The 26,264-nt window shown below is 58.9% G+C and carries 27 protein-coding genes, 1 tRNA gene and 4 pseudogenes; 9 read left to right on the top strand and 23 right to left on the bottom strand.

Annotation, left to right across the window (positions count from 1 at the left end; all coding sequences use genetic code 11):
- Positions 1-6: 6 nt before the first annotated feature.
- From JBO08_RS15360 to JBO08_RS15315, 11 genes and pseudogenes are all read right to left on the bottom strand, one after another.
- Positions 7-531, bottom strand: coding sequence for a phage tail protein (locus tag JBO08_RS15360; RefSeq protein WP_220074822.1), 525 nt, complete (start codon positions 529-531; stop codon positions 7-9).
- Positions 524-1,699 (bottom strand): baseplate J/gp47 family protein, encoded by a 1,176-nt coding sequence (locus JBO08_RS15355; RefSeq protein WP_220074823.1) that lies wholly within the window; start codon positions 1,697-1,699, stop codon positions 524-526. The genes JBO08_RS15360 and JBO08_RS15355 overlap by 8 nt, the downstream gene beginning before the upstream one ends.
- Positions 1,696-2,013 carry a DUF2590 family protein gene (locus tag JBO08_RS15350; RefSeq protein WP_220074824.1) on the bottom strand — a complete coding sequence of 106 codons (318 nt, stop codon included), beginning with the start codon at positions 2,011-2,013 and terminating at the stop codon, positions 1,696-1,698. The genes JBO08_RS15355 and JBO08_RS15350 overlap by 4 nt, the downstream gene beginning before the upstream one ends.
- A gap of 246 nt (positions 2,014-2,259) precedes the next feature.
- Positions 2,260-2,811, bottom strand: a pseudogene (locus JBO08_RS15345) (phage tail tape measure protein); the annotation flags it as partial.
- Between the two features lie 7 nt (positions 2,812-2,818).
- The gene (locus JBO08_RS28460) at positions 2,819-2,932 is read right to left on the bottom strand and encodes a DUF6890 family protein (RefSeq protein WP_405045937.1); all 114 of its coding nucleotides are present in this window, start codon (positions 2,930-2,932) and stop codon (positions 2,819-2,821) included.
- A pseudogene (locus JBO08_RS15340) lies at positions 2,924-3,184 on the bottom strand (DUF2586 family protein); the annotation flags it as partial. The gene JBO08_RS28460 and the pseudogene JBO08_RS15340, both read right to left, overlap by 9 nt.
- Positions 3,185-3,598, bottom strand: a pseudogene (locus tag JBO08_RS15335) (phage tail protein); the annotation flags it as partial.
- A complete protein-coding gene (locus JBO08_RS15330) occupies positions 3,595-4,056 on the bottom strand; it encodes a head completion/stabilization protein (protein ID WP_220074825.1) in 462 nt (153 codons plus the stop codon). The pseudogene JBO08_RS15335 and the gene JBO08_RS15330, both read right to left, overlap by 4 nt.
- 97 nt (positions 4,057-4,153) lie before the next feature.
- A complete protein-coding gene (gpM, locus tag JBO08_RS15325; protein ID WP_220074826.1) occupies positions 4,154-4,879 on the bottom strand; it encodes a phage terminase small subunit in 726 nt (241 codons plus the stop codon).
- Positions 4,876-5,895 carry a phage major capsid protein, P2 family gene (locus tag JBO08_RS15320; protein WP_065909410.1) on the bottom strand — a complete coding sequence of 340 codons (1,020 nt, stop codon included), beginning with the start codon at positions 5,893-5,895 and terminating at the stop codon, positions 4,876-4,878. The genes gpM and JBO08_RS15320 overlap by 4 nt, the downstream gene beginning before the upstream one ends.
- A 1-nt stretch (position 5,896) precedes the next feature.
- Positions 5,897-6,331, bottom strand: a pseudogene (locus JBO08_RS15315) (capsid scaffolding protein); the annotation flags it as partial.
- Positions 6,332-6,339: 8 nt separating this feature from the next.
- On the opposite strand from JBO08_RS15315, the gene JBO08_RS15310 reads away from it, so the two are divergent.
- From JBO08_RS15310 to JBO08_RS15290, 5 genes are all read left to right on the top strand, one after another.
- Positions 6,340-8,826, top strand: a complete 2,487-nt coding sequence (locus JBO08_RS15310) for a toprim domain-containing protein (protein WP_258407137.1) — start codon at positions 6,340-6,342, stop codon at positions 8,824-8,826.
- 15 nt (positions 8,827-8,841) lie between these two features.
- On the top strand, positions 8,842-9,135 hold the full coding sequence (locus tag JBO08_RS15305; RefSeq protein WP_069078051.1) for a hypothetical protein: 294 nt from the start codon (positions 8,842-8,844) through the stop codon (positions 9,133-9,135).
- Positions 9,136-9,201: 66 nt separating this feature from the next.
- Positions 9,202-9,447: a hypothetical protein gene (locus JBO08_RS15300; protein ID WP_220074827.1), complete on the top strand. Its 246-nt coding sequence runs from the start codon at positions 9,202-9,204 to the stop codon at positions 9,445-9,447.
- Between the two features lie 266 nt (positions 9,448-9,713).
- Entirely contained in the window at positions 9,714-10,895 is a 1,182-nt protein-coding gene (locus JBO08_RS15295) for a site-specific integrase (RefSeq protein ID WP_220074828.1), read from the top strand.
- Positions 10,896-11,052: 157 nt separating this feature from the next.
- Complete coding sequence (locus tag JBO08_RS15290; RefSeq protein ID WP_220074829.1) at positions 11,053-11,280, top strand: hypothetical protein; 228 nt, start codon at positions 11,053-11,055, stop codon at positions 11,278-11,280.
- An 85-nt stretch (positions 11,281-11,365) separates the two neighbouring features.
- Here the strand turns inward: JBO08_RS15290 and JBO08_RS15285 are convergent, their stop codons facing one another.
- Both JBO08_RS15285 and JBO08_RS15280 read right to left on the bottom strand, forming a co-directional pair.
- Positions 11,366-11,554, bottom strand: a complete 189-nt coding sequence (locus JBO08_RS15285) for a hypothetical protein (protein WP_220074830.1) — start codon at positions 11,552-11,554, stop codon at positions 11,366-11,368.
- A 185-nt stretch (positions 11,555-11,739) separates the two neighbouring features.
- Positions 11,740-11,829: transfer RNA gene (locus JBO08_RS15280), tRNA-Ser, on the bottom strand.
- 336 nt (positions 11,830-12,165) lie between these two features.
- Here JBO08_RS15280 and JBO08_RS15275 point away from each other — a divergent pair.
- The 3 genes from JBO08_RS15275 (at position 12,166) to JBO08_RS15265 (ending at position 14,894) form a co-directional block, all read left to right on the top strand.
- Positions 12,166-12,858, top strand: a complete 693-nt coding sequence (locus JBO08_RS15275; protein ID WP_065873931.1) for a crotonase/enoyl-CoA hydratase family protein — start codon at positions 12,166-12,168, stop codon at positions 12,856-12,858.
- Positions 12,859-13,071: 213 nt separating this feature from the next.
- Positions 13,072-13,794, top strand: coding sequence for a 1-acylglycerol-3-phosphate O-acyltransferase (locus tag JBO08_RS15270; RefSeq protein WP_065873932.1), 723 nt, complete (start codon positions 13,072-13,074; stop codon positions 13,792-13,794).
- A gap of 128 nt (positions 13,795-13,922) precedes the next feature.
- Complete coding sequence (locus JBO08_RS15265; protein ID WP_065873933.1) at positions 13,923-14,894, top strand: magnesium and cobalt transport protein CorA; 972 nt, start codon at positions 13,923-13,925, stop codon at positions 14,892-14,894.
- Here the strand turns inward: JBO08_RS15265 and JBO08_RS15260 are convergent.
- The 3 genes from JBO08_RS15260 to JBO08_RS15250 form a co-directional block, all read right to left on the bottom strand.
- Positions 14,891-15,616 carry an amidotransferase gene (locus JBO08_RS15260; protein WP_220074831.1) on the bottom strand — a complete coding sequence of 242 codons (726 nt, stop codon included), beginning with the start codon at positions 15,614-15,616 and terminating at the stop codon, positions 14,891-14,893. The genes JBO08_RS15265 and JBO08_RS15260 overlap by 4 nt on opposite strands.
- A gap of 259 nt (positions 15,617-15,875) precedes the next feature.
- Complete coding sequence (locus JBO08_RS15255; RefSeq protein ID WP_220074832.1) at positions 15,876-18,023, bottom strand: 3-hydroxyacyl-CoA dehydrogenase NAD-binding domain-containing protein; 2,148 nt, start codon at positions 18,021-18,023, stop codon at positions 15,876-15,878.
- A 16-nt stretch (positions 18,024-18,039) separates the two neighbouring features.
- Positions 18,040-19,245, bottom strand: coding sequence for an acetyl-CoA C-acetyltransferase (locus tag JBO08_RS15250; RefSeq protein WP_065873936.1), 1,206 nt, complete (start codon positions 19,243-19,245; stop codon positions 18,040-18,042).
- Positions 19,246-19,892: 647 nt separating this feature from the next.
- On the opposite strand from JBO08_RS15250, the gene JBO08_RS15245 reads away from it, so the two are divergent.
- Complete coding sequence (locus JBO08_RS15245; protein WP_220074850.1) at positions 19,893-20,693, top strand: cytochrome c; 801 nt, start codon at positions 19,893-19,895, stop codon at positions 20,691-20,693.
- 133 nt (positions 20,694-20,826) lie between these two features.
- Here the strand turns inward: JBO08_RS15245 and JBO08_RS15240 are convergent, their stop codons facing one another.
- From JBO08_RS15240 to JBO08_RS15210, 7 genes are all read right to left on the bottom strand, one after another.
- Positions 20,827-21,630, bottom strand: coding sequence for a transglutaminase family protein (locus JBO08_RS15240; RefSeq protein WP_065873937.1), 804 nt, complete (start codon positions 21,628-21,630; stop codon positions 20,827-20,829).
- Entirely contained in the window at positions 21,627-22,577 is a 951-nt protein-coding gene (locus tag JBO08_RS15235; RefSeq protein WP_065873938.1) for an alpha-E domain-containing protein, read from the bottom strand. The genes JBO08_RS15240 and JBO08_RS15235 overlap by 4 nt, the downstream gene beginning before the upstream one ends.
- Positions 22,578-22,581: 4 nt before the next feature.
- Entirely contained in the window at positions 22,582-23,991 is a 1,410-nt protein-coding gene (locus JBO08_RS15230; RefSeq protein WP_065873939.1) for a circularly permuted type 2 ATP-grasp protein, read from the bottom strand.
- A 441-nt stretch (positions 23,992-24,432) separates the two neighbouring features.
- Entirely contained in the window at positions 24,433-24,774 is a 342-nt protein-coding gene (locus JBO08_RS15225; RefSeq protein ID WP_220074833.1) for a ribonuclease E inhibitor RraB, read from the bottom strand.
- 213 nt (positions 24,775-24,987) lie between these two features.
- Positions 24,988-25,224 carry a hypothetical protein gene (locus JBO08_RS15220; protein ID WP_065873941.1) on the bottom strand — a complete coding sequence of 79 codons (237 nt, stop codon included), beginning with the start codon at positions 25,222-25,224 and terminating at the stop codon, positions 24,988-24,990.
- A 103-nt stretch (positions 25,225-25,327) separates the two neighbouring features.
- A complete protein-coding gene (locus JBO08_RS15215) occupies positions 25,328-25,933 on the bottom strand; it encodes an START domain-containing protein (protein WP_065873942.1) in 606 nt (201 codons plus the stop codon).
- Between the two features lie 41 nt (positions 25,934-25,974).
- Positions 25,975-26,229, bottom strand: a complete 255-nt coding sequence (locus JBO08_RS15210) for a YkgJ family cysteine cluster protein (RefSeq protein ID WP_065873943.1) — start codon at positions 26,227-26,229, stop codon at positions 25,975-25,977.
- Positions 26,230-26,264 lie beyond the last annotated feature (35 nt).

Below are 26,264 nucleotides of genomic sequence, written 5' to 3'. Positions count from 1 at the left end.
GGGCTCCTACAGGCTGGCGACCAGCGTTTGCTGATCGTCGTGAAAATGGACAATGGCGGTGGTCACCGTCACCGGGGTGATGGTCGAGAAGTCATAACGTCGGCAGGTGCGGCCGTATTGCTGGATCAGCACGCGCAGCAGCTCAGGGTTTTGCGACAGCTGGGAGTCGGAAAAACGCAGCAACACCACGTCCCAATCCCGATCGGGCTGACGCTCCTCGATCTCAACGTAACCGACGCCCAGGCGCACCAGGATGCGTTTCATGCCGGCTGTGCTCCCGGCGTCGACGGCATTGATAAAGGCGTGCTTGACGCGAAGTCGATACAAGCCCTCAGGCTCGCCCTTGAAGCGGGTGATATCGCGCTGCCAGGCCAGTAGGTCCAGCACGGTGATGTGGCAGGTGTCGGCGTCCATCTGCAGAAGCGGCCAGCGCAACCAGCCCTCGACGCGTTCCCACCAGGATTGGGCGGCAGCCTTGAGCTTGGTCAGCTCGACGCCATCGAGCCAGAACGGCAAGTTGATCTTAATCACGCAACAACACCTCCAGGCTCTGGATCCGTGGAATGTTCAGCTCGCTGATGATGTCGGCCGTGGCAAAGCGCAGAGACTCGATGCCGGCGAATTGCTGGTGAAGTTCTTCACCTAATCGGCTGAATGAAAACCGCGACTGGGGATAGGTCAGGGTCGGCTGGAAGTCCGTGGCGGTGCTGTCACGAAACGCCGCACGCACGAACAGCGCGGCGTTGTCTTTGAGGGTTGCACGCTGTTCAGTGGTCAATGTCGACCGTGGCCAGATTTCCAACTTCACAGCGTGCTGGGTTTCAGGCATGACCATCACCGACAGGTCATCGCCGTGGCCATGGTTGCCCTGGTCGCGGATATGCGCGTTGATTTGCGCCAGGTACGTCGCCGCCGGCACGTCCGCGTCAAACAGGACAAAGGCGTTTGCACTGCCCGGACCACGTGGCGCGCCATGTTGGAAATACACGCCATCCGGGCGCACACCCGGGAAGGCCGAAATCATGGCGCGGTACACCGCATCGGTGTGCCACTGGTTGACCGCTGAAAACTGGTTGCGGGTGCGCAAACGCAGCTCGTCGTTGGGCTCAGGATCTGCACCAGGTGTAGTCAACCAGCCGTCGGTGTTCACCACCTGAGCAATGCCCGGCACCGGTACCGGCAAGATCGCGTAATAACCCGGGGCCAGGTTGAAACCGGCGCCGGTGTCGACCGCCTCGACCGGGATCTGCAGCTGCATCAACCCATCGGCGAAGATACCCACCGCCGTGGTCACCACCTGGTAGATATGGCCGTTGATTGATGCGGACTGCACCAGCGTTCCGGCCGGCACTTCCAGGGCGCCGCCGGCGGCTTCGCGGGTGAACAGCAAAAAGCCCTTGGCCTTGGTAGCACCCTTACGCTCGACGTTGACGGCCCAGGCCAGCATATCGAGCCAGGCGTCTACAGCGGTCTTGACGAAAAAGTTGGGCAGCACCGTGGCCACGAAAAAATCCAGGATCCATAGCACCGGCTTGGTCACCAGGGCGCGCACCACCCGCCAGAACGGCGAATAGGCGCTGGTGTTGCTCAATTTGCTGCCCTGGGCGTCTACCTCTTTTTCCCACGCCTGCAGGAGCCCCGCCTCGGTGGTTGGAATGCCGGCGTCGGCCAGCGCCTGCTTGAAATCTACGTCACTCACAAAGTCACCTCGATATTGCCGAACTTCAGGGTTGTTGCCGTGACCAGGTACTGGCCAGGCTGCAGTTGGGTGATCTGCGCCGTGCCCGGTACCAGGCGCTCGTCGGCCTCCACCAACAGTTCCAACTGCTGGATACAGTCGCGTTGCTTGAGCCGATCGCGCTCGGCCACCAGGGTGACCAACAGGCCGCTGTCGCGGATCATGTGAGCGATGTCCTGGGCAATGCTGGCCCGGTCATCAATCAGCAGCGGCTGACGCGACGGATCCAGCACCAGGTCATTGCTAACAATCAAAAGATCGATGTACTCGCTCATCCGCCCACCGACATGGCAACCATGTTTTCCATCTCCAGAGAGGTCATAGGCTTGCTGTTATGGATCTCGACTTTCTCCACATGCATGCCCCTGCTCTGGCTGCTGTTGTTGTTCTGGATGCTCGTCAGCAGCCCGCCCTGGGGCACGGCGTTGGGGCGTACCGGTGACAGGCTTGGAATGGCCGCATTGATGGTCTGCTGGGCGCGCTGCGCGGCTGCAGCGCTGTCCATGGTGTTGACGCCGATGTCGGTACAACTGCACCGCCAGGGCCGTCTGCCCGCCAAGCTTTTCAACCCATTCGCCCTTGCCCATGGCGTCAGCCTGGCCTTTAAACAGGTTGTACATGGTGCCCACGTAGGCGCCCATGGTCTCGGCGTCGGATTTGGTGGCCTTGGCCAACAGGTTGCTGGTGTTGGTGAAGGTGGCTAGCTGGCTGCCGGTCAGGCCCTTGATAGCGCCCTCAATGCTGTAGGCCGATGCGACAAAATCCCGGGCGTTCTCGCCATAGTTCACCGAGAATTCGAGGGCCTTTTGGTTCAACGCCGTCAGCGCACCTTCGGCCACACCCAGGGATTTGACCTCGCCCAGGGCGCGGTTCATCTCCAGAGCGGGCTGCAGTGATTCGTTGATGCCGACAAAAGCGCCCGTCACACCGGCCAGGCCCATGCCCATGGTCTTGATGTTCTTTTCGCTTTGCTCGGTCAGCTCGGAAAAGCCCATCTTCACCTTGCCCAGGGGCGCGGTGACCTTGTCGGTCAGGGCCAGGATGAAGTCCAGGCGGGCGCTACGATCGGCCATGTGGTTCCTATCCGTTCAACGCACGGGCAATGCCGCTTGCGACGGCAAATTCCATGCGTTTCCAGTTTTCGTCTTCCAGCCACTTGGCCGTACCCATGTTCTCGATGGTGGGCTCGAGCATGTTGCCGTCGCCCCAGAACACGCCCGGGTAGTCGGGGTAGGTTTGCGAGACAGAGAAGCGCGCCTTGTCGAGTTCCGATCGGACGGCCGATGGCAGGGGCAGGCCTTCTTTGTCTTTGGGCACACTGCCCAGGGCCAATACCGCGCCGCTGGCCACGCGCATAGGACTGTCAGCAATGCTGACGGCAGCGTTGGCCAGGCGCCCAGCCAGTACGCCCAGGTCATTACCGTGCAACTGGGGCACGACCAGAACAGCCACCCACAGGTCGAAGTCGACCAGGCCCCACTTCTTGCCGAACGCCTCGACCAAGCCGTTGGGGTCTTCGGTCAAGTGCTGCGCCTCGACAAACTCCAGGGTCAGTTCCAGATCTGCTTCGTCCGGGGTGACCTGGTCGACGGCGAACGTCGGCGCCGGCAGGTCGTCGTCCCGATCGGGATCGTTGGTTTCCAGCCAGCCGCCCAGGAGCGCCATCAACAGCGCCGGGTTGCCGGCAAATCGCTCGATCACGACTACGGCGCGATAACGCATATCGCCCATGTGCAGGCCCTGGGTGGTGTCTTTCCAGATCAAATCTAAGTTGACCTGCTCGGCCCAGCTGTCGATCTGCTCGGGCAGCACCAGGTCGAGGCCGATCAGGTAGGTGGTCAGGGCGCGGAGCTTGTTCATAGCAACGCCGCCGTGATGCGGCCACGGCCCTGCAACGAGCGCACGGCCTGTTGGCTGAATGCCAGGAAGGTTTCCGGGCGATCGGGCAATTCCTTGCCCAGGTTTTCGGCGCTTTCGCGGCGGATGATGGTTGCGAACTGGGGCAAAAGGCTGGCTTTGGCCCTGCAGTAAACGGCACGTTTGTACGTCGCTGCTTGAAATGTGCGCTCGGGCAGCACCATAGGGTCAGCAGATTCCAAGGTGGTGACACCTTGGTTCTGCCAACGCGCTTTGCACGTGGCCAAGTCGCTGTTGACCTCGGTCATCGCCGTGGTCAATTCAGCCGTCAGCAGTTCCACCAGGTATTCCGCCGGCAGGCGATAGCCCTTCTGAAACTCGGCCACATCGAGGTTCGGCCAAAAGCCGTCATTCTCGATCGCCAGTTCCACCAGGGTGGTGGGTTTACCTGAAAAGCTCATGCTGACCGCTCAAATAGGGCGGGGAGCCTGTTTTCAGTGGGACGGTCCATAAATGGGCGGCTCACTTCCACAGGTCCACGCTGGGGGGGGTAGTCGGTTATTCGGTGGCCGGGGTATCAGCCGCTTGTTTTTCCAGGGCCTTGCGGACCCTTTTGATACGGGTGTCGTTGCCGGCTTGGGCGTACAGCTCCGTCGAGCGCTCCAGGTGCTTGAGCGCGGTTTCCCACTGCTCGGCCTCCATGGCGCGTATGCCGATCAACTTGTGGTACTTGCTCGGGATCTGCTCCGTCAGTTGCCACTCACCATCAACCAGCGGCAGCAGGTCCGAGAGGTAAGGCTCCGGGCTGCGATTGGCTTTGTATTCGGCGTAGGCCCACTCACACACGGCGTCAGCGACAAAGGTCTGGATGTCGCGGCGCTTGAAGCGCTCCGGCATCTGCTGGCCCTGCTCGATCAGGACGTCGGCCAGCTCCAGGGCGTCTTCGAACTGGGCGGTATCGAACAGCCAGACCAACACCTGCACCGCAACGCGATTTGGGAAGACCAAACCCGACTCGCAATAGCGCTGGACGTATTCCTGGTACTTGGGCAGCAGCTCGTCGCGCTTAAGCGCCTGGCGCCCAGCCAGGCCATTGATTGCGCTGATGCGCGCCAGGTCCTGGTCCAATGCCGCTTCCTGCAGCAGCAGGTGCTTGCGTGCATTGGCGGGGCTGCTCAGGGCTTCCGCCGGCGAGTAAGGAAGCGCTGCGGAGACGGCAGCCGCCGTAATGGCGGCGCCTCCCAGCGCGATGGTGCGCCGCTTGTGCGCCAGGGCCAGACTCACGCCACAAGCTCCACGTTTTCGGTCATGGCGAACTTTTCCAGCTGCTCGATCACATAACCTTCATTGCGGCTGTTGTAGTCCTCAACGCGGGAGCGCTTTGGATTGTCGACGGTCTGCTTGCGCCAGCTGGAGTCCTGGAAGTAGATCGACAGGTTGTCCCAACTGGTGACGACCACACCGTTGACCGGGAAAAACGGCACGCTAAAGCTCGGCAAGCCGCCATACGTGGCGATCACCTGGGCCTCTTCGATGCGCTCTTTTTCGGTCGGGGTGTCGCCCTGCTTCGAATACAGCTTGGCCTTGTCAGCGGCCAGCAGGTCGGTGCCGATGATCGCGATCAGGTCGCCGGCATCGCGCAGGCGCTCATCAACCAATTGCTTGGTGTCATGCACCAGGGCATCGAGGTTGGCGTAATCGCCACCGGCGCCGAGAGTGACTTTGCCGGCGACCTTGCCTTCCTTGAGGACCTGGGCTGGGATCTGTTCACGTGCCTGTTGCAGCCAGCCTTTGTTGACGTCCTGCAGCATCGGGTATTTTTCGATGTCGGTCTGCACGGCAGCATGGGTGCCGTGGAAGCCGACCATAATGCGGTCCAGCGCGATCTGTTTCTGCACCGCTGCGGAGTAACGCTGATGGAAGTCCGGGAACTTGGCCCAGGCGTCGATCTTGGCGTAAGGCAGGCCCACATCGGACTCGGTCGACGACAGCTCGTAGGTGTCCTGATCCAGCGACGACGCATCTTTGGCTTCGCGATCGGTGGTCTTGGTGTTGGTGCGGCCTGTGACCGGACCCGACACGCCAATGAAGACCTTCTGACCTTTGATCTCGGTCACCGGGATGACGTTGATCCGCTCCAAGAAGTCCGATTTGGCCGTGATGGCGTCGTTCAACTCCTGGGCAATGGTCGGGTCGACGCTGAACATCTTGGTAGCCAGGTCGACGCCATAGCTTTCCGCGATGGCGAGTTGTAGCTCCGCGAACATTTGGGCGCCGAAGGCGCTCAGTGAATAGGCCATGTTAGAGCACCCGCTTTTTGACGGTGGTTACCGGGCCAGGATTGCGCGGCAACTGGCGACCGGTGGAGTTGTTCTGCAGGGCGCTGAACTGCTTCTGCAGCTCATCCAGCTTGGCAAGTACGGACTGGTTGCCCTTGCTCTGGCGGCGGAATTCGCGCTCTTGCTCGGCGGTGGCCACGATGTCGTCCACGGCCGTGCTGACGTCATCAATCAGGTCCTGATCAGGCTCAGGTGCATCTGCGGCGGCGGGCTCAATGACGGCTTGAAGGCCGGCAGCGACAACCAGCAGCTGCGCCACCAGGGCCGTCAGAGCCGTTGCTGTAGCTTCATCCATTGGGGGTTTGCTCTCTGTTTGGGGTGGAGTGGTTTCGGTGGGCAGCGCACCTGCAGCGAAACGCTTGAAGAAGCCGGTCAGGGCATCGATCAGTCCGGTTTCGGTTTGAGCTGATCCAGGGGTGGTTCACCCAGGAAACGTTCTATTCGGTTGAACACAACGCCGGCAGCGCCACTGTGCGGTTCGCCCTGGAAAAAGGCGGTTGGTGGGAACGCCTGATCGATCAGCCGCACCGCTTCGGCAAAATGAAGGCCCGCTTCAAGTCCAAGGACAGCTATCGCGGCGTCTGGTGGTGCCCGCCCTGCGTCGACCTGCTGGAAGCCAAAGAGATCTGGATTGTCGAAGGGATCTTCGACGCCATCGCCCTGGTGCACCACGACATCGCGGCCGTGTCTGCAATGTCCTCCAACGCATTCCCTAGTGACTCGCTCAAGGCACTGATTAAAACCCGGGAAGGCGGGAAGCTGCCCAAGCTGGTTTGGGCTTTGGATAACGAGCCAAGCGCAAACGCTTACACCAGGCGTTGGGTCCGCGACGCACGTGCCCTGGGCTTCGTCTGCGAGTCAGCGCAGATCCCGCAACGCGACGGTCGCAAGTCAGATTGGAACGACCTTCATCAGCGCTGGGGCTTCATCCAAGACGAAACCAAACGCGCCGACCAGATCGCCACCGACCTAAAGCAGGCCCGCCACCAGGGGGCGCTGCTGCTGGCCGAGAGCGCGGCGGAAAAGGCATTGCTCATGTACGACTGGAACAAGCGCGGGGAATTTCACCTGGGCTTCGGGAGCCGCCTGTACTGGTTCAAGTTGGACATGGAGAAATTCAACCGAGCCATGTCCGACATCGAGGACAGCGAGAATCACGACGACCAGTTGCTGAACCAGGCGCAACAGCGCGAAAAAGCGCTGCAGCAATCCGGCAGCGTCGTGGAGATCGCAAACTGCTACCCCCAGGCACTGTATTTCCAGCGAAACGAGGTAACAGACGAGTCCTGGTACTACATGCGTGTGGACTTCCCCCACGATTCCGAAAGTGTGAAAAACACCTTCACCAGCGGCCAGTTGTCGGCCGCGAGCGAGTTCAAAAAGCGACTGCTCGGCATGGCGGCAGGTGCCATGTTCACAGGCAGTGGCCAGCAGCTCGACAAGCTCATGAAAGATCAGCTATTCGGCATCAAAACTGTCTCAACGATCGACTACGTGGGCTACAGCAAGGAATACGCCTGCTACGTCTACGGTGACATCGCGATCAAGGACGGCACCACCTACAAGGTCAACAGCGAAGACTATTTCGAGTTCGGCAAGCTGCGCCTGAAGACCCTGCAGAAAGGCGTCCCTATCAAGCTGCAGCGCGAAGCAAAGGGCTTTGACGAGAAGTGGGTGCAATTGCTGTGGACATGCTTCGGCGCCCAGGGCTTCGTCGCGCTGGTGTTCTTCTTTGGCTCGTTGTTCTGCGAACAGATCCGCGCCCGCTATCAGTCCTTCCCTTTCCTGGAAGCCACAGGTGAGGCCGGCGCCGGCAAAACCACCCTCTTGAACCTCCTTTGGAAACTACTCGGCCGCGAAGGCTATGAAGGATTTGACCCTATGAAATCCACCAAGGCTGGGCGCTCTCGCCTGATGGGCCAGGTCTCCGGCATGCCAGTGGTGTTCCTGGAAGCGGATCGCCATGGCGATGATCGGGCACACGCTAAAACCTTCGAATGGGACGAGCTGAAAGACTTCTACGGCGGCGGCACCCTGGCAACCAAAGGCGTCAAGACGGCCGGCAACGAAACGTATGAGCCTCCATTCAGGGGAACGATCGCGATCAGCCAGAACGCGGCCGTGGTCGCCCACGAAGCGATCATGACGCGGATTGTGAAGTTGCACTTTGTACGCCCGACCGTCACGCCGGAAAGCCGTGCTGCTGCTGATCAACTCAACGCCCTGGACGGCGGCACCCTCAGTCACTTCCTGTTGCGGGCCGTGAGCAAGGAATCCGCGGTGCTTGAGCTGTTCGCCCAGCGCATGCCTGAACACGAATCGAAGCTGCGTCGTTTGCACTCCCATTGCTTCGCCTGCAGCACGGCCTATGCCAGTGACCAGGGCAATTGCACCAGTTGCGGCTATGACCTGCGCGGCTACATCCGCGTGGAGCGCATCAGCAAAAACCACGCGCAAATGCTCTCGCTGCTGGACGGCATTCGCCTGGTACTGAAATTGAGTGACCCTCAGGTCGCCGCCACACAGCGCCAGATCGTGCGGATGGCCATCGAGCGCCAGGCGTCGATCAGCTCCGACCATGCAGCCGTGGCCGAGTTTTGGGAGGTTTACGACTACCTCGAATCCTTGAGCGAAGACCCGGTGGTCGACCACAGCAGCGACCCCACCGTGATTGCTATCAACCTCAACGAATTCTGTGAGCGTGCCGCCGAACACAAACAGAAGCTGGCCGACGTGGCCACGTTGCGCGACCTGCTCAAAGAGTCCCGTTCCCGCAAGTTTCTGGACAGCAACAAGGCCGTACACAGCGCTGTACGTGCTGCGTTCAACGGCCGTAACCCGTGTTCACAACCCCGGCCGACCACAGTGAAGTGCTGGACATTCAAGGCGTAAAGGAGAGCAAGACCGATGCAGATCCAAGTATTTATGGGCAATGCCGGCGACGGCAAAACAAGCAAGCTGCAGTCCGTGCAGGACCGCCTGGAATTCACCGGCGAGAGCGCACCGATCATCCAGGCCGGTGCATATGGGGAGGATGGTTTGTTGGAGATCCTGGAAGTTAGGGCAGCCGGTGGCCAGCGCGAAATCCTAGTGGACGACTGCAGCAGGCAACAGATTTTGAGGGTGTTGGAGTGGCAGTCATGCGTTGAGCATGAGCCGGATTTTGACGGCCTGGTGATCCACCTGGCCCGTAAGGACTGACCTTAAAAGAAGCAGTGTCGAGGAGTTGCAGCTCCCCGACACCTAACCGCAACAGAGGGCAATACCATGCAAGCACAGAACCTAAGCAGCGGCGCGAAGGCTACCACACCGGCACGCCACCTGGTGGCCACCGCGATTATCGGCGCGGCCGTCATTGGTTACCTGGTACACAAAACCCCGGAATCACGAACCCGCCTTGAAAGCCTCAGCCAGATGGCCAGCACCCTGGGCGAACTTAGCGAAACGGATGCCGCCGTCGTCGCCCAACTACTCGCCAAGCCGGCAACCCGGGGCGTATCACGCAATGTCTGATAGTCCTGCAGCACCAGCACGGCGCTTTCCCTGGAACATTGATTACACCAGCGTTTGCGACCAATGCGGCAATTGGCGAGCCCAGGGCAATCACTTGAAATGCAGCCGGCTGCGCCAACTGCAGAACGCCCATCTACGTAGCCACAAGCCTAAACGGTAAGCAGCGTCCACCAGAAAATGCGCTACCAGATACTTGGCCCGGAAACGGGCCTTTTTGTTTCCGATCGTCAGACTGTCGATACACAAGCACAGCGTTAGGGGTTTACATGAGTGGGGTCGAAGCTCGCGGGAAATCCGTGAGAATCTATTTTCAGTACAACGGGGAGAAATGCAGGGAAACAATCCCAGGTGGCAACACACCCGCAATCGTGGCCCAGGCACGGCGCCTGGCCGACATCATTGAATACGAAATCCAGACCGGCACGTTCGATTACGCACGGCACTTTCCCAACTCGGTCAAGTTGGTGGAAAACACCTTCGGTCACTACCTGGACTTGTGGTTAAAGATCAAAGCCAACAGCGTTGCCGCGTCGAGCTATCGAGGCTACGCCAACAAGGCGGAGGTCCACGTAAGACCGCGCTGGGGGAAAATACAGATCAACAACATCGACCACCTGGACCTGCAGGAATGGATACAGGGAAGCCTGTCGAAAACGCTCAAAAACAAGACCATCCGCGACATAATCAGCAACGTACGCCAAGTGTTTAGGCTGTATCGCACCAGAATGAAAGTAGCGCACGACCCGACTGAGGGTTTGATGGTGCGGCTACCAGATCCCGAGGCACCCGACCCGTTCACCAGGGCCGAAATAAAACAGATCCTCGAAACCCACACTAACCGTACGCAAGAGCTGTTGATGATTCAGTTCATGATATGGGCAGGCCCCCGTGTATCCGAAACTATCGCCTTAGCCTGGGAGGATGTCGACCTGGAGCAAGGCACGGTTACGTTCCGTCGATCCAAGGTACGGGGGGCTTACCGTGTGACGAAAACCCGCAGATCGACTCGCAAGGTTCGCATGCTCGCACCCGCTTGGGATGCGCTGCAGAAGATCGATGCCCTTAACCGCAACAGAAAAGCAGAATCCGTCGACATTGTTGAGCGGGACAACAAGACAGTACGGAAGCACAAACTGCACTTCGTCTTCCTGAATACGAAAAGCGGCCTGCCGCACGTCAGCGACTTCGTGGTGCGTGATAGGTTTTTCAAGACTCATTTGCTTGCGGCTGGCGTTCGCTATCGCGGGCCTGGCCAGTGCCGCCACACGTACGCCAGTCAGCTCCTAACCACAGGGATCGCATCAATCGATTGGATTGCCGAACAAATGGGGCATACCAATGGAAACATGATCCGCCAACACTATGGGACGTGGATAAACGAAGACGGACCAGATGTGGTGGGGATGCTGGAGTTGGCACTGGAGCTGTCACAGGCGTCAAAGAGCTGAAAGTCTCCGAAAATCATCCAATAAATCTTAGGTAAACACGCGAGGGAGCGCTGGTACAAACAGACAATATCATTTGGCCACTTGAAAAAAAATGTATTACCCATATCTTGAAGAAGGGCAAGAACGCCCGAATTGAGCTCCTGCTAAGGAAGAAGATATGGCTTTAATCTGTAACAACATCGAGAAATTAAAAACAGAAATCACTGAAAAATACAGCGTAACTCCGAGTGAGAAGCAAACGGGTATCGCCTATCTCTTTGCCGAACCGAAGTACAACGGTTTCATTGTGAATGTTTTCAATACGGGTACGGTACAGTTTCAGGGGGGATTCTGCCCTGAGCTTAAGCAGCAGCTCGAGAACTTAGTCGAGTTCATCAATAGCTAATGAAAAGCCGCCCTAAACCAGGGCGGCTTTTTTATTCACCACGCGACATCGTATCAAAGGCCCCATTCATAACGCCTAAAAATGTCTATTGATCAAAATAACTAGATCCCATCTCCGGTCTCTTGCCGAGAACGTACCAGACAAAAGTCTTTTCGTTTGAACTCCCATTGCCAGCGGACGTTACAGCAAGCAAGGTCCAGCCTTCCTGCAGCTTTTTGTTAGCATTTTCAGCTCCCGCGACCTGTACTACTTCACCTGCTTCATGCATCAGCATCGATCAATACTCCCTCCGAGAATTTTCCAATCATAAGCATGGTGAAGGAATAGATAGAAGGGCTTTTGACCACGAAAAATTAGTCTCCAGTCCCATATTGGTCCCATATGGCAATTTTTCAGACGCCAAAAACCACAAACCCCCGACTTCCTCTAGGAAAATCAGGGGTTTGCGTTTTCAGAATGTGGCGGTGAAGGAGAGATTCGAACTCTCGATACAATTTCTTGTATACACACTTTCCAGGCGTGCTCCTTAAGCCACTCGGACACTTCACCGTATCTCGTCAAACCAGTTCAGTCTGTCGAGGCGCGCTAATGTAGTCGAAAGCCTTTCTGATGGCAAAGGTTTTTTTCAGAATTTTCATGCGGTTAGCCGGTTATGGCTGGACGCATCCGGCAAGGGGTGGTGATTGTGCCATTCTCAGGCATCGGCGGCGCGCGTCTGGGGCAGCCATTGCGCCCTGCCCCAGGCATTCCAGCCGCCTGTGTGCGGGAAAAGTCTGACTGGCCAGTCAGTCACAGTGCTTTACCGGGGCGGGCGTGGTGGGTAACGTCTGCGCATGCACGTCTATTAACATGCCTTCTATAACAAATCCTACAAGGAACCGCGTCATGAGTGAGTTGATTGCCTACCACCTCGAAGACGGTATCGCGACCCTGACCTTGAGCAACGGCAAGGTGAATGCCATTTCTCCTGCAGTGGTCAGTGCCTTTAATGAAGCGCTGGACCAGGCGGAGAAGGACCGGGCGGTGGTGGTGATCACCGGCACGCCGGGGATTTTGTCGGGTGGTTATGATTTGAAGGTGATGACTGCCGGCCCTAAAGAAGCAATCGGCCTGGTGACGTCGGGTTCGACGTTGGCGCGTCGTTTGTTGTCGCACCCGTTTCCGGTGATTGTGGCGTGCCCTGGGCATGCGGTGGCCAAGGGCGCGTTTTTGCTGTTGTCAGCGGATTATCGGATTGGGGTAGAAGGCCCGTTCAGCATCGGTCTGAATGAGGTGGCGATTGGCATGACCATGCACCACGCGGGTATCGAGCTGGCGCGGGATCGGCTACGCAAGTCGGCGTTTCACCGCTCGGTAATCAATGCCGAGATGTTCGACCCACAGGGTGCACTGCAAGCGGGCTTCCTCGATAAGGTGGTCGCGCCGGAGGAGTTGCAGGCAGCGGCGCTGGAAGCAGCGCGTCAGTTGAAGAAGCTTAATATGAACGCCCACAAGCACACCAAGTTGAAGGTGCGTAAGGAACTGCTGGAGGCCTTGGACGAGGCAATCATCCAGGACCAAGGGCATATCCTGAGCTAAACCCTTACATCTGATACGCCAGAGCCCGACCTTGAGTCGGGCTTTTTCTTACACTTCAAACCGAATGATCTTCAGCCGCTCTAGCCCGCCAGTGTCGGCAGATGTTGAAACATGCACTAAAACATCGGCCATCTCCTACCTCTACCGGGGTAATTGCCGAATCCAGTGCACATCCGTACACTGCGCCACCTTTTGTCTCGATAGGCCGTGTCGATGCTTTATCTGTTGCGTATGTTGTTGATGAGCCTGCACTTTATGCTCGCCGGTGTGCTGGGTGTGCTGGTAGGTATCTGCCGGCCATTCAATCCGGACAACAGCCGCCTGTGTGCCCGCCTTTACGCGCTGCCGGCCATGTGGATTCTGCGTTTGAACGTAAAAGCCGATGTGGACTCGTTGCGCAACAAGCCCGGCACCTGCGTGGTGATCGCAAACCACCAGTCCAACTATGACCTGTTTGTCGTGGGCAATGTGGTGCCGTACCGCACGGTGTGTATCGCCAAAAAAAGCCTGAAATGGGTGCCGCTGTTCGGCCAGTTGTTCTGGCTGGCGGGCAATGTGTTGATCGACCGGGGCAATGCGCACAAGGCGCGCCGTGCGATGCTCACCACGACCCAGACACTGCAACATAAAGACACGTCGATTTGGGTATTCCCGGAAGGTACGCGCAACCTGGGTAACGGTTTGCTGCCGTTCAAGAAGGGTGCGTTCCATATGGCGATCGCGGCGGGTGTGCCGATCGTGCAGGTGTGTGTCAGCAATTACGTCACTCACATGCGGCTTAATCGCTGGAACAGTGGTGATGTGCTCATACGTTCGTTGCCGCCAATTCCTACTACAGGCATGACGGTGGATGACATCCCGGCGTTGATGCAGGCCTGTTATGCGCAGATGGATGAATGCATTGCGCGGATGGATCGTGAGTTGCGGGCGGCCTGAATAACGATTGGGGGGCGCTTCGCACCCCAGCGCGAGCAAGCTCGCTTACTACAACGGCAGCTACAACGGAACGCCATTCAAGCTAAGCTGCCCAACATCTGTCCCCCCAATAAGAAGTGATCAGCACCATGGGTAGAGTTGTTGCGGCCGCCGTCTACAGCGCCGGTAAGAAAGTCTCTGATATCACCCTCGACGAAGGCGCGGCCTGGGCCGCCAAACCTGGTCACTTTGTATGGATCGGCCTGGAAGAACCCAACGCCCAGGAACTGACCAACTTGCAACGCCAGTTCAACCTGCATGAGCTGGCCATCGAAGACGCTCTGGAAAAACACAGCCGCCCCAAGCTTGAAACCTTCGGCGATGCACTGTTTATCGTCACCTATTCACCGGTGCGCGAGAACGGCAAGCTGGAGTTTATCGAAACCCATATCTTTGCCGGTAATGGCTACATCATCACCGCACGCAACGGTCACTCGGCGTCCTACGGCTTTGTGCGCCAACGCTGTGAGGCGCGACCGCTGTTGCTGGAGCATGGGGAAGATTTCGTACTCTATGCGCTGCTGGATTTTGTCACCGAGAACTACCAGCCGGTGAGTGAAGCGATCCATGCCGAGATCGATGAGCTGGAGCGTAACGTGCTGTGCAGTTCGCTGAGTGAACGCGACATCCAGAAGATCCATGGCCTACGTCGCGACGTGCTGCGGCTCAAGCGTTACGTGGCGCCGATGGTGGAGATCAGCCAGGAGCTGCAGAAGCTGAGTTTTCCGTTTATCGACAAGAACATGCGCCCGTATTTCCGTGACGTGCAGATCCACGTGACACGGCAGATGGAAGACCTCACCACCCTGCGCGATATCGCCAGCCAGACCATCGAGATCGGTGTATTACTGGAGGCCTCGCGCCAGAGCGTGGTGCAGCGCAAGTTCGCCGCATGGGCGGCAATCCTGGCGTTCCCCACTGCGGTGGCGGGGATTTATGGGATGAACTTCCAGAACATGCCCGAGCTGCAATGGCACTACGGCTATTTTGCGGTGCTCGGGTTTATTGCGACCGGTTGCACCGGCCTGTGGGCCAGCTTCAAACGTTCGGGATGGCTTTAAACCCGGGCCTCGGGCTTGTGTGCCACAAAGCGCATCATCCATTCCGCCACAGTGGCGCCGTGGTGGTCGCGTTCAAGGCTGGCGACGCCGTTTGTGTAGACCTTTTCACCCAGCGTTGTCTGAAGAATCTCCAGCAATTCGCGGGAATAGTCGTGGATAAATTCCGGGTGGCCTTGGAAGCACAGCACTTGATCGCCGATGTGGTACGCGGCGAACGGGCAAAACGCGCTGGACGCGATGACCGTGGCATTTTCCGGCAGCGTGGTCACTTGGTCCTGGTGGCTGATCAATAGCGTCAGCTCTTCCACTTCCGGGCTCATCCACAGCGCCTTGGCGTCGAGCTTGTAATCGTGAATGCCGATGCCCCAACCCTGGCCGGCGCGCTCAGCCTTGCCGCCGAGCAGCAGCGCCAGCAACTGGTGACCGAAGCAGATACCGAGGAGCTTGTCGCCGCGCTCGTAACGTTCGAGCAGGTAGGTCTTGAGGGTCTGGATCCAAGGGTCAGTGCCGAAGGAGTCGGCCTTGCTGCCGGTTACCAGGTACGCGTCGAACACTTCATCGTCCGATGGGTATTCGCCGTTCACCACGTTGTACACGACAAACTCAGCGGGGATGGGTTGCTTGGAGAACAGGCGCTTGAACATCTGCCCATACCCTTGGTATTGATCGATCAAGCCTGGACGCAGGATATCGGTTTCCAGGATACAGACGCGTAGCGACATAAAAAATACCTGACACGGTGATGGGAATAATGCACACCCCAGAGCCTGCCTTGAAATACCCCCTTAAGGCAAGCCCCCCTTAACCCGTAGTACCTACACAATATTGTAGTGAGCGGGCTTGTCCCGCGCCGGGCTGCGAAGCGGCCCTAAAACCTGACACCACGTTTCACCTGAAAAAACGCGACGGCCTTACTGGGGCTGCTTCGCAGCCCAGCGCGGGACAAGCCCGCTCACTACAGGTTATTGGTGCCCCCCTTGATCACCGGAACACGTCACCCTGGGCCGCTTTTTCCAGCAATAAAGCCGGCGGTGTGAAGCGTTCGCCATACTGCTCGGCCAGGTAGCGGGCGCGGGCGACAAAATCGTTCAGCCCGTATTGGTTGATGAACTTCAAAGCGCCACCGCTCCAGGCCGCGAAACCAATGCCGAAAATCGACCCCACGTTAGCGTCCGCCGTGGACATCAACACCCCCTCCTCCACACACCGCACGGTTTCGATGGCCTGGATAAACAGCAGGCGGTCGCGCACATCTTGTGGCGAGATGCGTTGATCGGGCCTTTCAAAGCGGCTTTTCAGCTCCGGCCATAGATACTTCTGCCCGCCGTTGGGGTACTCATAAAAACCGCCTCCCGCCGCCTTGCCGACGCGCTTGTATTCGTTGACCAAAAGGTCGATGACCGCTGCCGCCGGATGCATCGGCACTGCCTTACCTTCCGCCTGCAAGTCCTTAGCCGTCTGCTGCCTTATATGGCTCATCAGGCTCAGAGAGACTTCATCCGACACTGCCAGCGGGCCCACCGGCATGCCGGCCTTGCGCGCTTCGGTCTCGATCATCGGTGCGGCCACGCCTTCGCCAAGCATGGCGATGCCTTCGTTGGTAAAGGTGCCGAACACCCGCGAGGTGAAAAATCCACGACTGTCGTTGACCACGATCGGGGTTTTCTTGATTTGCAGTACGAAATCGAAACCGCGCGCCAGGGTTTCGTCTGAGGTATGCGCGCCTTTGATGATCTCCACCAGTGGCATCTTGTCCACCGGGCTGAAAAAATGCAGGCCGATGAATTTGCCTGGATCCGGCACTGCTGTAGCAAGCCCGCTGATGGGCAAGGTGGAGGTGTTGGAAGCAATCACCGCATCGGCACCCACGACGCGTTGTGCTGCGGCGCTGACGTTAGCCTTGAGTTCGCGATCTTCGAACACGGCTTCGATGACCAGGTCGCAGCCGGCCAGGTCGGTATCGGAGGCCGTAGGATGAATCCGCGCCAAGATGGCTTCCCGCTGATCAGCGCTCAGTTGCCCACGGCTGACCTTTTTGTCCAGCAGCGCCGCGGAATGCGCCTTGCCCTTCTCGGCCGCCGCCAGGTTGACGTCCTTGAGCACGACTTCGACGCCTGCACTGGCACTGACATAGGCAATGCCTGCGCCCATCATCCCAGCGCCGAGCACGCCGACCTTGCCGGTGACGCAAGGCGTGAAACCTTGCGGACGTGAACTGCCGGCGTTGATCTCGTTGAGCTGGAACCAAAAGGTGCCGATCATGTTTTTCGCCACTTGCCCGGTCACCAGCTCGGTGAAGTAGCGAGTCTCGATGAGGTGCGCAGTGTCAAAATCTACCTGGGCACCTTCAACGGCCGCGCAGAGGATTTTCTCCGGGGCCGGGAAACAGCCGTGGGTTTTACTGCGCAAAATCGACGGCGCAATTGCCAGCATCTGCGCCACTTTCGGACTGGACGGTGTGCCGCCAGGCATTTGATACGCCTTGGTGTCCCAAGGCTGCTTCGCATCCGGGTTGGCCAGAATCCAGGCGCGGGATTTGGCTAGCAGCTCTTCGCGGTTTGCCGCCAACTCATTGATCAACCCGGCTTGCAGCGCCTGTTGCGGCCTGACTTTTTTACCTTCCAGCAAATACGGCAGCGCCTTTTCCAACCCCAGCATGCGCACCATGCGCACCACCCCGCCGCCGCCCGGCAGCAGGCCCAAGGTGACTTCCGGCAAGCCAAGCTGCACTGACGTGTCATCCAGCGCGACGCGATAGTGGCACGCCAGGCAAATTTCCCAACCGCCACCCAGCGCCGCGCCATTGATGGCAGCCACCACGGGCTTACCGAGGGTTTCCAGGCGACGCAGCTGCGCTTTCAGCACCAACACACCGTCGTAGAAATCCTTGGCATGGGCCTTGTCGACCTTGATCAGTTCATTGAGGTCGCCACCGGCAAAAAACGTCTTCTTCGCTGAGGTGATCACCACTCCGGCAATGCTGTCCCTTTCCGCCTCCAGACGCTCGACCGTTGCCGCCATGGCCGCGCGGTACACGCCGTTCATGGTATTGGCGCTTTGGCCGGGCATGTCGAGGGTCAGCACCACGATCCTGTCCTGGCCTTGTTCGTAACGAATGGCTTGGGTCATGAAAAATTCCTTGGGCTCAGAGGCGTTCGATAATGGTGGCGATGCCCATGCCACCGCCGACACACAGCGTGGCCAGGCCGTAGCGCTGCTGGCGTACTTCAAGCTCGTCGAGCAAGGTGCCGAGGATCGCGCAGCCAGTGGCGCCGAGCGGGTGGCCCATGGCGATCGAGCCGCCATTCACGTTGACCCGCGCAGCGTCGATGCCCATGTCCTTGATGAATTTGAGAACGACAGAGGCAAACGCTTCATTGACTTCGAACAGGTCGATGTCTTCGACACGCAAGCCGGCCTTGGCCAGCGCTTTGCGCGTTGCCGGCGCGGGGCCGGTGAGCATGATGGTGGGGTCGGTGCTGGTGACCGCCGTGGCGACGATGCGCGCGCGCGGTTGCAGGCCCAGCTCGCGGCCCATGGCCTCGGAGCCGATCAGCATCAGCGCGGCGCCATCGACGATGCCGGAGCTGTTGCCGGGGGTGTGCACGTGATGGATGCGCTCGACGTGGCTGTAGACCCGCAACGCGGTGGCGTCGAAGCCCATCTGCCCCATCATTTCGAAGCTCGGCTTGAGCTTGCCAAGGCCTTCGAGGGTGGAGTCGCCGCGGATGAATTCGTCTTGGTCCAGCAGCACAATGCCGTTCTGGTCCTGCACCGCGATCAGCGATTTGTTGAAGGAACCGTCTGCACGCGCCCTGGCCGCTTTGTGCTGCGAATGCAGGGCAAAGGTGTCGACGTCCTCTCGGGTGAACCCTTCCAGGGTCGCGATCAGGTCAGCGCCAATGCCCTGCGGGGTGAAATGGCTGTGCATATTGGTTTGCGGGTCCAGAACCCAGGCGCCGCCATCACTGCCCATGGGCACGCGGGACATGGACTCGACGCCACCGACCACGACCAAGTCTTCGAAACCGGAGCGGACTTTCATCGCCCCCAGGTTGACCGCTTCCAGGCCTGAGGCGCAGAAGCGGTTGACTTGTACACCGGCAACGCTGATGTCCCAATCCGCCACCAGCGCGGCGGTCTTGGCAATGTCGGCGCCCTGATCGCCCACCGGGGTCACGCAGCCGAGCACGATGTCGTCCACTTGATGGGTGTCGAGGTCGTTGCGCCGGGCCAGCGCCGTGAGCAAACCAGCCACCAGGTTCACTGGCTTGACGCTGTGCAAGGCGCCGTCCGCCTTGCCTTTGCCGCGGGGCGTGCGTATCGCATCAAAGATCAAAGCTTGGGTCATGACATCCTCGAACCGCTGTGCATGGATGCCTCTACCTTAGGCCCGATTGACACGGTTTCAATGACGGATGCGCTCATTGCTTTTGACCCCGACGCTCGGACGAACGGTAGCCACCTAAGTTAATTACGTGATTAATCGGTTTAGCTGTCTAGCCAAGGCATTGGCGCCAAGATGGCGTTATGCCTCATGCCTTTTTAAGCTAAATTGCTGATTAGCTGATACGAAATAGGTCTAAGCCACGAAGAACGAGGGCTCTAAGGTTGAATCAGTAAGAAGCTGCTGCCGGGTTTTGCTGGAGCAGCTGTAAGAAAAGTGACACGTCATCTCGCCATACTGAAATAAAACCGGCACGCATTTGACGCTCAGGAATAACAACAAAAGGCAGTCAGCCATGTTCAAACATTCGAAAGTACGTCAGGCGGGACTTATTCTGTTCGCCACCACACTGATCCTGATCTTGCCCAACTTGACCAAGGTTATTGGGTGACGCCTCAACACTCACATTGCGTGCCTACACAGCACCGGGTTTGCAGCTTTTGGCAGCACCTGCCGGGACATTGCGCATAGCGGTCCTGCAGGGGCTGCCTTTTTATGTATGGATTTCCGGTATCGTGAGCACCATCGCCACTGCGCACCGGGCCTCCCTCTTGAAAGTCATCTTCGCTCTCTTCGCTTTGCTGATCGGCCTGCCCGCTTCGGCGGCGCAATTGACCATCGAGCTCGACCACAGCAGCAAGACCTGGCAGACCGCCGACTTGCTCAAGCACCCACAAGCGCAAACGGTACAGATCGTTGATGACGTTTCCTACAAGCGCACCATGACTTATCGGGCCGTGCCGCTGGCCTTGCTCCTACCGGGACTGAAACCTGAGAGCCACCTGCAGGCTGTGGCCTTGGATGGTTTCGCCGCCGAGCTCACGGCTGCACCGCTGCTGGAAAAACAGGGCGCACGTGCCTGGCTGGCGGTGGAAGATCCCGCTCAACCGTGGCCTGCATTGACGGAAGGAAAACCGAGTGCCGGGCCGTTCTATCTGGTGTGGACCGATCCGCAAGCCGGGCATATCAGCCCTGAGCAGTGGCCGTTCCAGATCTCAGGGATCAAACAATTGAAGACCGTGGCGGAGCGCTTTCCGGCGTTGTTGCCCGAACCGAAACTGGCGGTAGATGACCCGATCAATCAGGGCTTTGCGCTGTTCCAGAAGAATTGCCTGGCCTGTCATCGCCTCAACGGTGCCGGTGACGCGCAGGTGGGGCCGGACTTGAATATTCCCTATAACCCCACCGAGTATTTTGGCGGCGATTTCCTCAAACGCTATATCCGCGCCCCACAGAGTTTGCGGCATTGGCCGCAGGCGAAGATGCCAGCGTTTGCGGCCACTGTGTTGCCGGACGGTGAGCTGGATTTGCTGGTTAGTTATTTGAAACATATGGCAGGGCGTAAATTGTAGTGAGCGGGCTTGCCCCGCGCGGGTGGCGAAGCCGCCCCAAAACCAGACAACTCGGTTCTGCCTGGAAAAGTACGATGGCAGGATTAGGGCGGCTTCGCCACCCAGCGCGGGGCAAGCCCGCTCACTACATCCGTTACTGCTGTTGGACTGAAATCACCGGCGTCGGCGCCACAAATACCTTGGCATGCATCTGCTCATGCCCGCCGCCACGGCGCATACCGCGTACCGGGCAGGCATCGAGGTAATCCAACCCCACCGCCAGTTTCAAATGCCGCTCCGGCCGGGCCAGTTGGTTGGTCACATCAAAGCTGTACCACGCGTCATCCAGCCAGGCTTCGGCCCAGGCGTGGCTGGCCAGGTGCGTACTGTCCTCAGTGTACAAATACCCCGACACATAGCGCGCAGGGATCCCAAGGCTGCGCGCGCACGCCAGGAACGCATGGGTGTGGTCCTGGCACACGCCTGCACGGCCAGCGAAGGCCTGGGCGGCGCAGGTGTCGACGTCGGTCGCACCGGGCGTGTAGACCATCGACTGGTTAAGCGCATGCATCAAATCAATCAGCGCCGTACGGTCGCGGCGTTGATGGCAGTGCTGGTGGGCAAAGCCGCGCAGGGCGTCATCAGGCTCGGTCAGACGGGTGCAACGCAGGAACGGGAACGCCGACTGGTTCTCATGTTCGGCCTCGCGCAACTCGTCGATATCCACCTGGCCGCGGGCGCCGATGATGATGGCGTCGTGCGGTTCATCCAGGGTCAGCACGTGCAGGATGTTCCCGAACGGGTCCACCTGGGCGCGCACCGGACGCGGCAGGTCGAGCTGCCAACTGAGTACGCGCTGGCGCTCACTGTCGTGGGGTGTAAGACGCAGGTACTGGATGCTGGCGCGCACCTGGTTTTCGTAGTGGTAGGTGGTTTCGTGGCTGATGGAGAGTCTCATGCGGCCTCCAGGTAGGAACTGTAGATGGCGTCGCCCAACTGGCGAACCAAGGGAATGAAGTCGGTCAGCCAGGCGTGCAGGCCTTCCTCGAGGATTTCATCGATGGCGGTAAAGCGCAGGCGCGCGTCCATCTCGGCGGCCAGGCGCTGGGCCGGTCGGCCATTGAGGCCGGGCAGGCTGGCGAGGATCTGGTCGATCTCTTCGCTGCAGGCGCGTAATGAGCGCGGTACGTCGGCGCGCAGCAGCAGTAATTCCGCGACCTGCCGGGCGCCGGGGGCGTCACGGTAAATCTCGGTGTAGGCCTCGAACGACGACAAGGCGCGCAGCAAAGCGCTCCATTGATAGTAGGCGTGGGCCGTGCCATCGCTGACGGCTTCGGCCTGGTCGCCGGCCATTTCATAGCGAGCGTCCAGCAGGCGCAGGGTGTTATCGGCACGTTCGATAAAGGTGCCCAGGCGAATGAACCGGAACGCATCGTTGCGCATGATGGTGCCGTAGGTGGCACCGCGGAACAGGTGGGACCGCTCCTTGACCCACTCACAGAACCGGCTCATGCCATAGCGGCTCAAGCCCTGCTGGGCGATGTCACGAATATCCAGCCAGGTAGCGTTGATGTTTTCCCACATGTCGGCGGTAATTCGCCCACGCACCGCATGGGCGCTGGCCCGCGCTGCGCCGAGACAGCTGTAGATGCTGGCCGGGTTCGCTGCGTCCAGGGCAAAAAAGTGCAACAGGCGTTCGGCGTGCAACTCGCCGTGGCGCGCGTGGTAATCCTCCAGGGTGCCGGTGATCAACAGCGGCATCGCCAGTTCATGCAGGCCATCACCGCGCCCATCTTGAGGCATCAGCGACAGCGAATAGCTGACATCGAGCATGCGCGCGAGGTTTTCCGCGCGCTCCAGGTAGCGCGACATCCAGTACAAATCCGAGGCAGTTCTACTCAACATGGCATCAGTCCTCGACCACCCAGGTGTCTTTGGTGCCGCCGCCCTGGGACGAGTTGACCACCAGCGACCCTTCACGCAATGCCACGCGGGTCAGCCCGCCTGGGACTACACGGGTTTCCTTGCCGGACAATACGAATGGGCGCAGGTCGATATGGCGCGGCGCAATGCCGTTTTCGACAAAGGTCGGGCAGGTGGACAAGCACAGGGTCGGTTGGGCGATATACGCATGGGGCTTGGCCTTGATGCGCGCACGGAAGGCTTCGATTTCGGCCTTCGTGGACGCCGGGCCGACCAGCATGCCGTAGCCGCCGGAGCCTTGGGTTTCCTTCACCACCAGGTCCGGCAGGTTGGCCAATACGTGGGACAGTTCGTCGGGCTTACGGCATTGAAATGTCGGAACATTCTTCAGGATGGGTTCTTCATCCAGGTAAAAACGGATCATCTCGGTAACGAAGGGATACACCGATTTGTCATCCGCCACCCCGGTGCCGATGGCATTGGCCAATACCACATTGCCGGAACGATAAGCCGCGAGCAGGCCAGGCACGCCGAGCATGGAATCCGGGTTGAAGGCCAATGGGTCGAGGAACGCATCGTCGAGGCGGCGGTAGATCACGTCCACGGCCTTGGGCCCATCGGTGGTGCGCATGAATACGCGGTCATCGCGCACAAACAGGTCGGCGCCTTCCACCAGCTCCACGCCCATTTCCCGGGCCAGGAACGCATGTTCAAAGAACGCGCTGTTAAAGCGGCCCGGGGTCAGCACGACCACGCTGGGGTTATCCAGGGGGCTGGAGCTTTTCAGGGTGTCGAGTAACAGGTTGGGGTAATGATCGATGGGCGCGATACGCTGGGCGGCGAACAGTTCGGGGAACAGGCGCATCATCATCTTGCGGTCTTCGAGCATGTAGCTGACGCCGCTCGGGGTACGCAGGTTGTCTTCAAGCACGTAGTACGTGCCGTCGCCGTCACGTACGAGGTCGACACCGGAGACGTGGGAATACAGGTCGCGGTGCAGATTCAAACCCTGCATCGCCAGTTGGTATTGCTCGTTGGCCAGCACCTGTTCGGCAGGAATGATCCCTGCCTTGATGATGCGTTGCTCGTGATACAGGTCGGCGAGAAACATATTCAGCGCCTTGACCCTTTGGATACAGCCGCGCTCGACAATCCGCCATTCGCTGGCGGGAATGCTGCGCGGGATGGTGTCAAAGGGAATCAGGCGCTCGGTGCCCTGCTCGTCCCCGTAGAGCGTGAAGGTGATACCGGCGCGGTGAAACAGCAAATCGGCCTCACGCCGGCGCTGGGCCAGCAGTTCAGCAGGGGTATCAGCCAACCAGCGGGCGAACTCGCGGTAATGCGGTCGGACCTGCCCTGCCCCGTCGTACATTTCATCGTAATAAGTGCGGATCATGCCGAACTCCTTGTCACCCGGGCGCTAGAACCATCGCAAGGCCCGTGCCAGCGGCATAAACACTTAAGAATCAGTGAGTTGAATAACCACCGGAATCCATTCGCACCGTCCTGGTGCGCAGAATGCCCGGTGCACTGCCCCCTGCTTCATCGCAATGCGGGCTTTGACTATCAACAGCATAGCCAGAGTTGATTTCACTGCCCGGTCAAGCGTACGGATAATTACCAACATCTGCTGAACAGGACGTGTCCTACAGCTCAACCCTTTGCGCGATCGGTAACGTAGTGCTTCGTGTACCGACCGGCCTCCCGGTCTTCCCTTTTGGCCACCCTGCTCGGGTGGCCTTTTTTTTGGCCCTGAAAAGACCTGGATGGGCGCCAAAAACAAAATCGGCCGACCCAAAGGTCAGCCGATACGCTGTGTTTCTCATACTGCTCGCTGCTACATGGGTAACCCACGCACCTCGTGCTTCACGCCCCATCCCTCGATGATCCCGCCCAGCGGCTCGACCACCGCCTCAAAGTCTTGCTCGAAGTCTCCTATGCCGTCGTAGGTGGCAGACATGATTTTGCTCAGTTCCAAGTACCAGGCGCCATCGTCGCGCGCACTGACCTGGGCATTCAGCGATTCCCCACGAAACTCACCCGCAGCCCTGCGCGCCCGTTCTTCATCAGGAAAAATGGCGTAGAACTCGATGGGGTGGAAGCGTGAAAAGTCAAAACCGCCTTCTTTCATGCGGCGCAGAACATTGGTGCTGATGTCTTCTTGATAGGCTGTGCTCATGAAAAGTGCTCCTCAGACTGATGGATAGACTTTCCGTGCTTCCCGAAGCCCACGCCGTACTGGCGTGGGAGCTACGGCAATAACATCACCGCTGGAAAACAAGCATGTAGCTGACAAGACCAGTACCTAGCGATTCATTCGCTGATCTCACTTGCAGAGTAGCGCGAAGCTATCGCCTCCACCAGAGGTGCTTGAAGGGTGTACAGCGAATGTTCAGACGGCAGGAGAGATGTCGAGGATCTGGATACTGTTCTGGTCTTTGAGGATCTTGACCGTAGGATCGGACTGGCGGCCCTCAAGGTCATTGAGGTCGAGTTCGGCGGCGACAGGCACCAGTTTGTTGCGAATCATGTGCGCAGCATCTTCGAGGCTAGGTCTTTGTTCGCAGGTGAACTGCTCCACGGACTGTACGCCGTGATCATCAACGAAAGTAATCTGCCACTTTTGCATCGGTGCCTCCTCGATAAAGCCCGCGTGTGGGCTCACATCTATCTGGACCTTGAGGGTTCGGCAAACGTTCCACTCTGGGCAGGAAGCACCGGATCAAATGCGCTTATTTTTCAGCGTGTTCTTTCAAGGCTTTCAAGGTGTTGAACGGCGCGTCCACCACGAACTTGTTGGCCAACCACGATGGCACGCTGCCGCCTGGCTCGGTGTGTACCTGGTAAGTGACTTCGGTCTGGTTGTCGCCTTTTGGCACCAGTTTCCAGAAGCCTTCGACTTGGGCAACCCGTACGAAGCCTTTTTCTTCTGGCTGATAGGTCGGGACCTCCAGCAAGGTTCGGGTCACGCTGCCGTCAGCGCCCTTGGAGGTGGTGATTTTGAGGATCGAATCACGATTACTGACGGGGAACGGAGCATTGAACTGGGTGTAGGTGTAGCTGACGTCACCCTCGTGTTTCAGCAGCTTTTGCAATTTGCACTCGTGAATCCATTTGCAGGCACCCACTACGTCTTCCTGCAGCGCAACAATCTTGGCAACCGGCGCCTTGACCACGGTCACACCGCGATACGCCTTGTACTTGGAGCCGGCAACTTCGCTCAGGGACACCTTGATACCGTCTTCGTCCTTGGCGACTTGCCAATCCTCAGCCTGGGCAGTTGCAGCAAACAACACCGTAAAACCGCATAACACAGCCATTCGTTTCAGCGAACCCATAGGTGTATTCCTTATTGTTGAAGTTACGAGAGTAAAGCCCATCAAGCCGCCGTCATCTGCTCCCACCAGCCGATCAAACGAATAGCATCGGCCTGGTCGGTGCCGCAGACCTCGATGTCCGCCTTGAAATCACTGCACACCGCCGGGCGTTCCGGTTGCCCGAACAGCTGGCATAGCTGTTCGACCGACAGGTGCAGGCAGCGTTCGCCGGCCGGTTTGCCTTGTGGCATTCCAGGTAATGGCGAGCTGATGGAGGGGGCGATGCAGCAAGCGCCACAGCCTTCACGGCAATTCATGACCAGCAGGTCCTCGACGACTCAATGTGGATGGC

The organism is Pseudomonas sp. LAP_36 (assembly GCF_019456785.1).
GTDB lineage: Bacteria > Pseudomonadota > Gammaproteobacteria > Pseudomonadales > Pseudomonadaceae > Aquipseudomonas > Aquipseudomonas tritici.
The sequence above is the reverse complement of the archived record's forward strand: the minus strand, read 5'-3'. Positions and strand labels throughout refer to the sequence as shown.

Coding starts and splice junctions, on each gene's coding strand:
- JBO08_RS28460 (WP_405045937.1), bottom strand. CDS start 2,932: ATGCTCGAGCCCACCATCGAGAACATGGGTACGGCCAAGTGGCTGGAA.
- JBO08_RS15230 (WP_065873939.1), bottom strand. CDS start 23,991: ATGATCCGCACTTATTACGATGAAATGTACGACGGGGCAGGGCAGGTC.
- JBO08_RS15285 (WP_220074830.1), bottom strand. CDS start 11,554: ATGCTGATGCATGAAGCAGGTGAAGTAGTACAGGTCGCGGGAGCTGAA.
- JBO08_RS15250 (WP_065873936.1), bottom strand. CDS start 19,245: ATGACCCAAGCTTTGATCTTTGATGCGATACGCACGCCCCGCGGCAAA.
- JBO08_RS15275 (WP_065873931.1), top strand. CDS start 12,166: ATGAGTGAGTTGATTGCCTACCACCTCGAAGACGGTATCGCGACCCTG.
- JBO08_RS15350 (WP_220074824.1), bottom strand. CDS start 2,013: ATGAGCGAGTACATCGATCTTTTGATTGTTAGCAATGACCTGGTGCTG.
- JBO08_RS15305 (WP_069078051.1), top strand. CDS start 8,842: ATGCAGATCCAAGTATTTATGGGCAATGCCGGCGACGGCAAAACAAGC.
- JBO08_RS15265 (WP_065873933.1), top strand. CDS start 13,923: ATGGGTAGAGTTGTTGCGGCCGCCGTCTACAGCGCCGGTAAGAAAGTC.
- JBO08_RS15235 (WP_065873938.1), bottom strand. CDS start 22,577: ATGTTGAGTAGAACTGCCTCGGATTTGTACTGGATGTCGCGCTACCTG.
- JBO08_RS15270 (WP_065873932.1), top strand. CDS start 13,072: ATGCTTTATCTGTTGCGTATGTTGTTGATGAGCCTGCACTTTATGCTC.
- JBO08_RS15330 (WP_220074825.1), bottom strand. CDS start 4,056: ATGAGCTTTTCAGGTAAACCCACCACCCTGGTGGAACTGGCGATCGAG.
- JBO08_RS15210 (WP_065873943.1), bottom strand. CDS start 26,229: ATGAATTGCCGTGAAGGCTGTGGCGCTTGCTGCATCGCCCCCTCCATC.
- JBO08_RS15215 (WP_065873942.1), bottom strand. CDS start 25,933: ATGGGTTCGCTGAAACGAATGGCTGTGTTATGCGGTTTTACGGTGTTG.
- JBO08_RS15240 (WP_065873937.1), bottom strand. CDS start 21,630: ATGAGACTCTCCATCAGCCACGAAACCACCTACCACTACGAAAACCAG.
- JBO08_RS15320 (WP_065909410.1), bottom strand. CDS start 5,895: ATGGCCTATTCACTGAGCGCCTTCGGCGCCCAAATGTTCGCGGAGCTA.
- JBO08_RS15290 (WP_220074829.1), top strand. CDS start 11,053: ATGGCTTTAATCTGTAACAACATCGAGAAATTAAAAACAGAAATCACT.
- JBO08_RS15225 (WP_220074833.1), bottom strand. CDS start 24,774: ATGAGCACAGCCTATCAAGAAGACATCAGCACCAATGTTCTGCGCCGC.
- JBO08_RS15300 (WP_220074827.1), top strand. CDS start 9,202: ATGCAAGCACAGAACCTAAGCAGCGGCGCGAAGGCTACCACACCGGCA.
- JBO08_RS15260 (WP_220074831.1), bottom strand. CDS start 15,616: ATGTCGCTACGCGTCTGTATCCTGGAAACCGATATCCTGCGTCCAGGC.
- JBO08_RS15255 (WP_220074832.1), bottom strand. CDS start 18,023: ATGACCCAAGCCATTCGTTACGAACAAGGCCAGGACAGGATCGTGGTG.
- JBO08_RS15295 (WP_220074828.1), top strand. CDS start 9,714: ATGAGTGGGGTCGAAGCTCGCGGGAAATCCGTGAGAATCTATTTTCAG.
- JBO08_RS15220 (WP_065873941.1), bottom strand. CDS start 25,224: ATGCAAAAGTGGCAGATTACTTTCGTTGATGATCACGGCGTACAGTCC.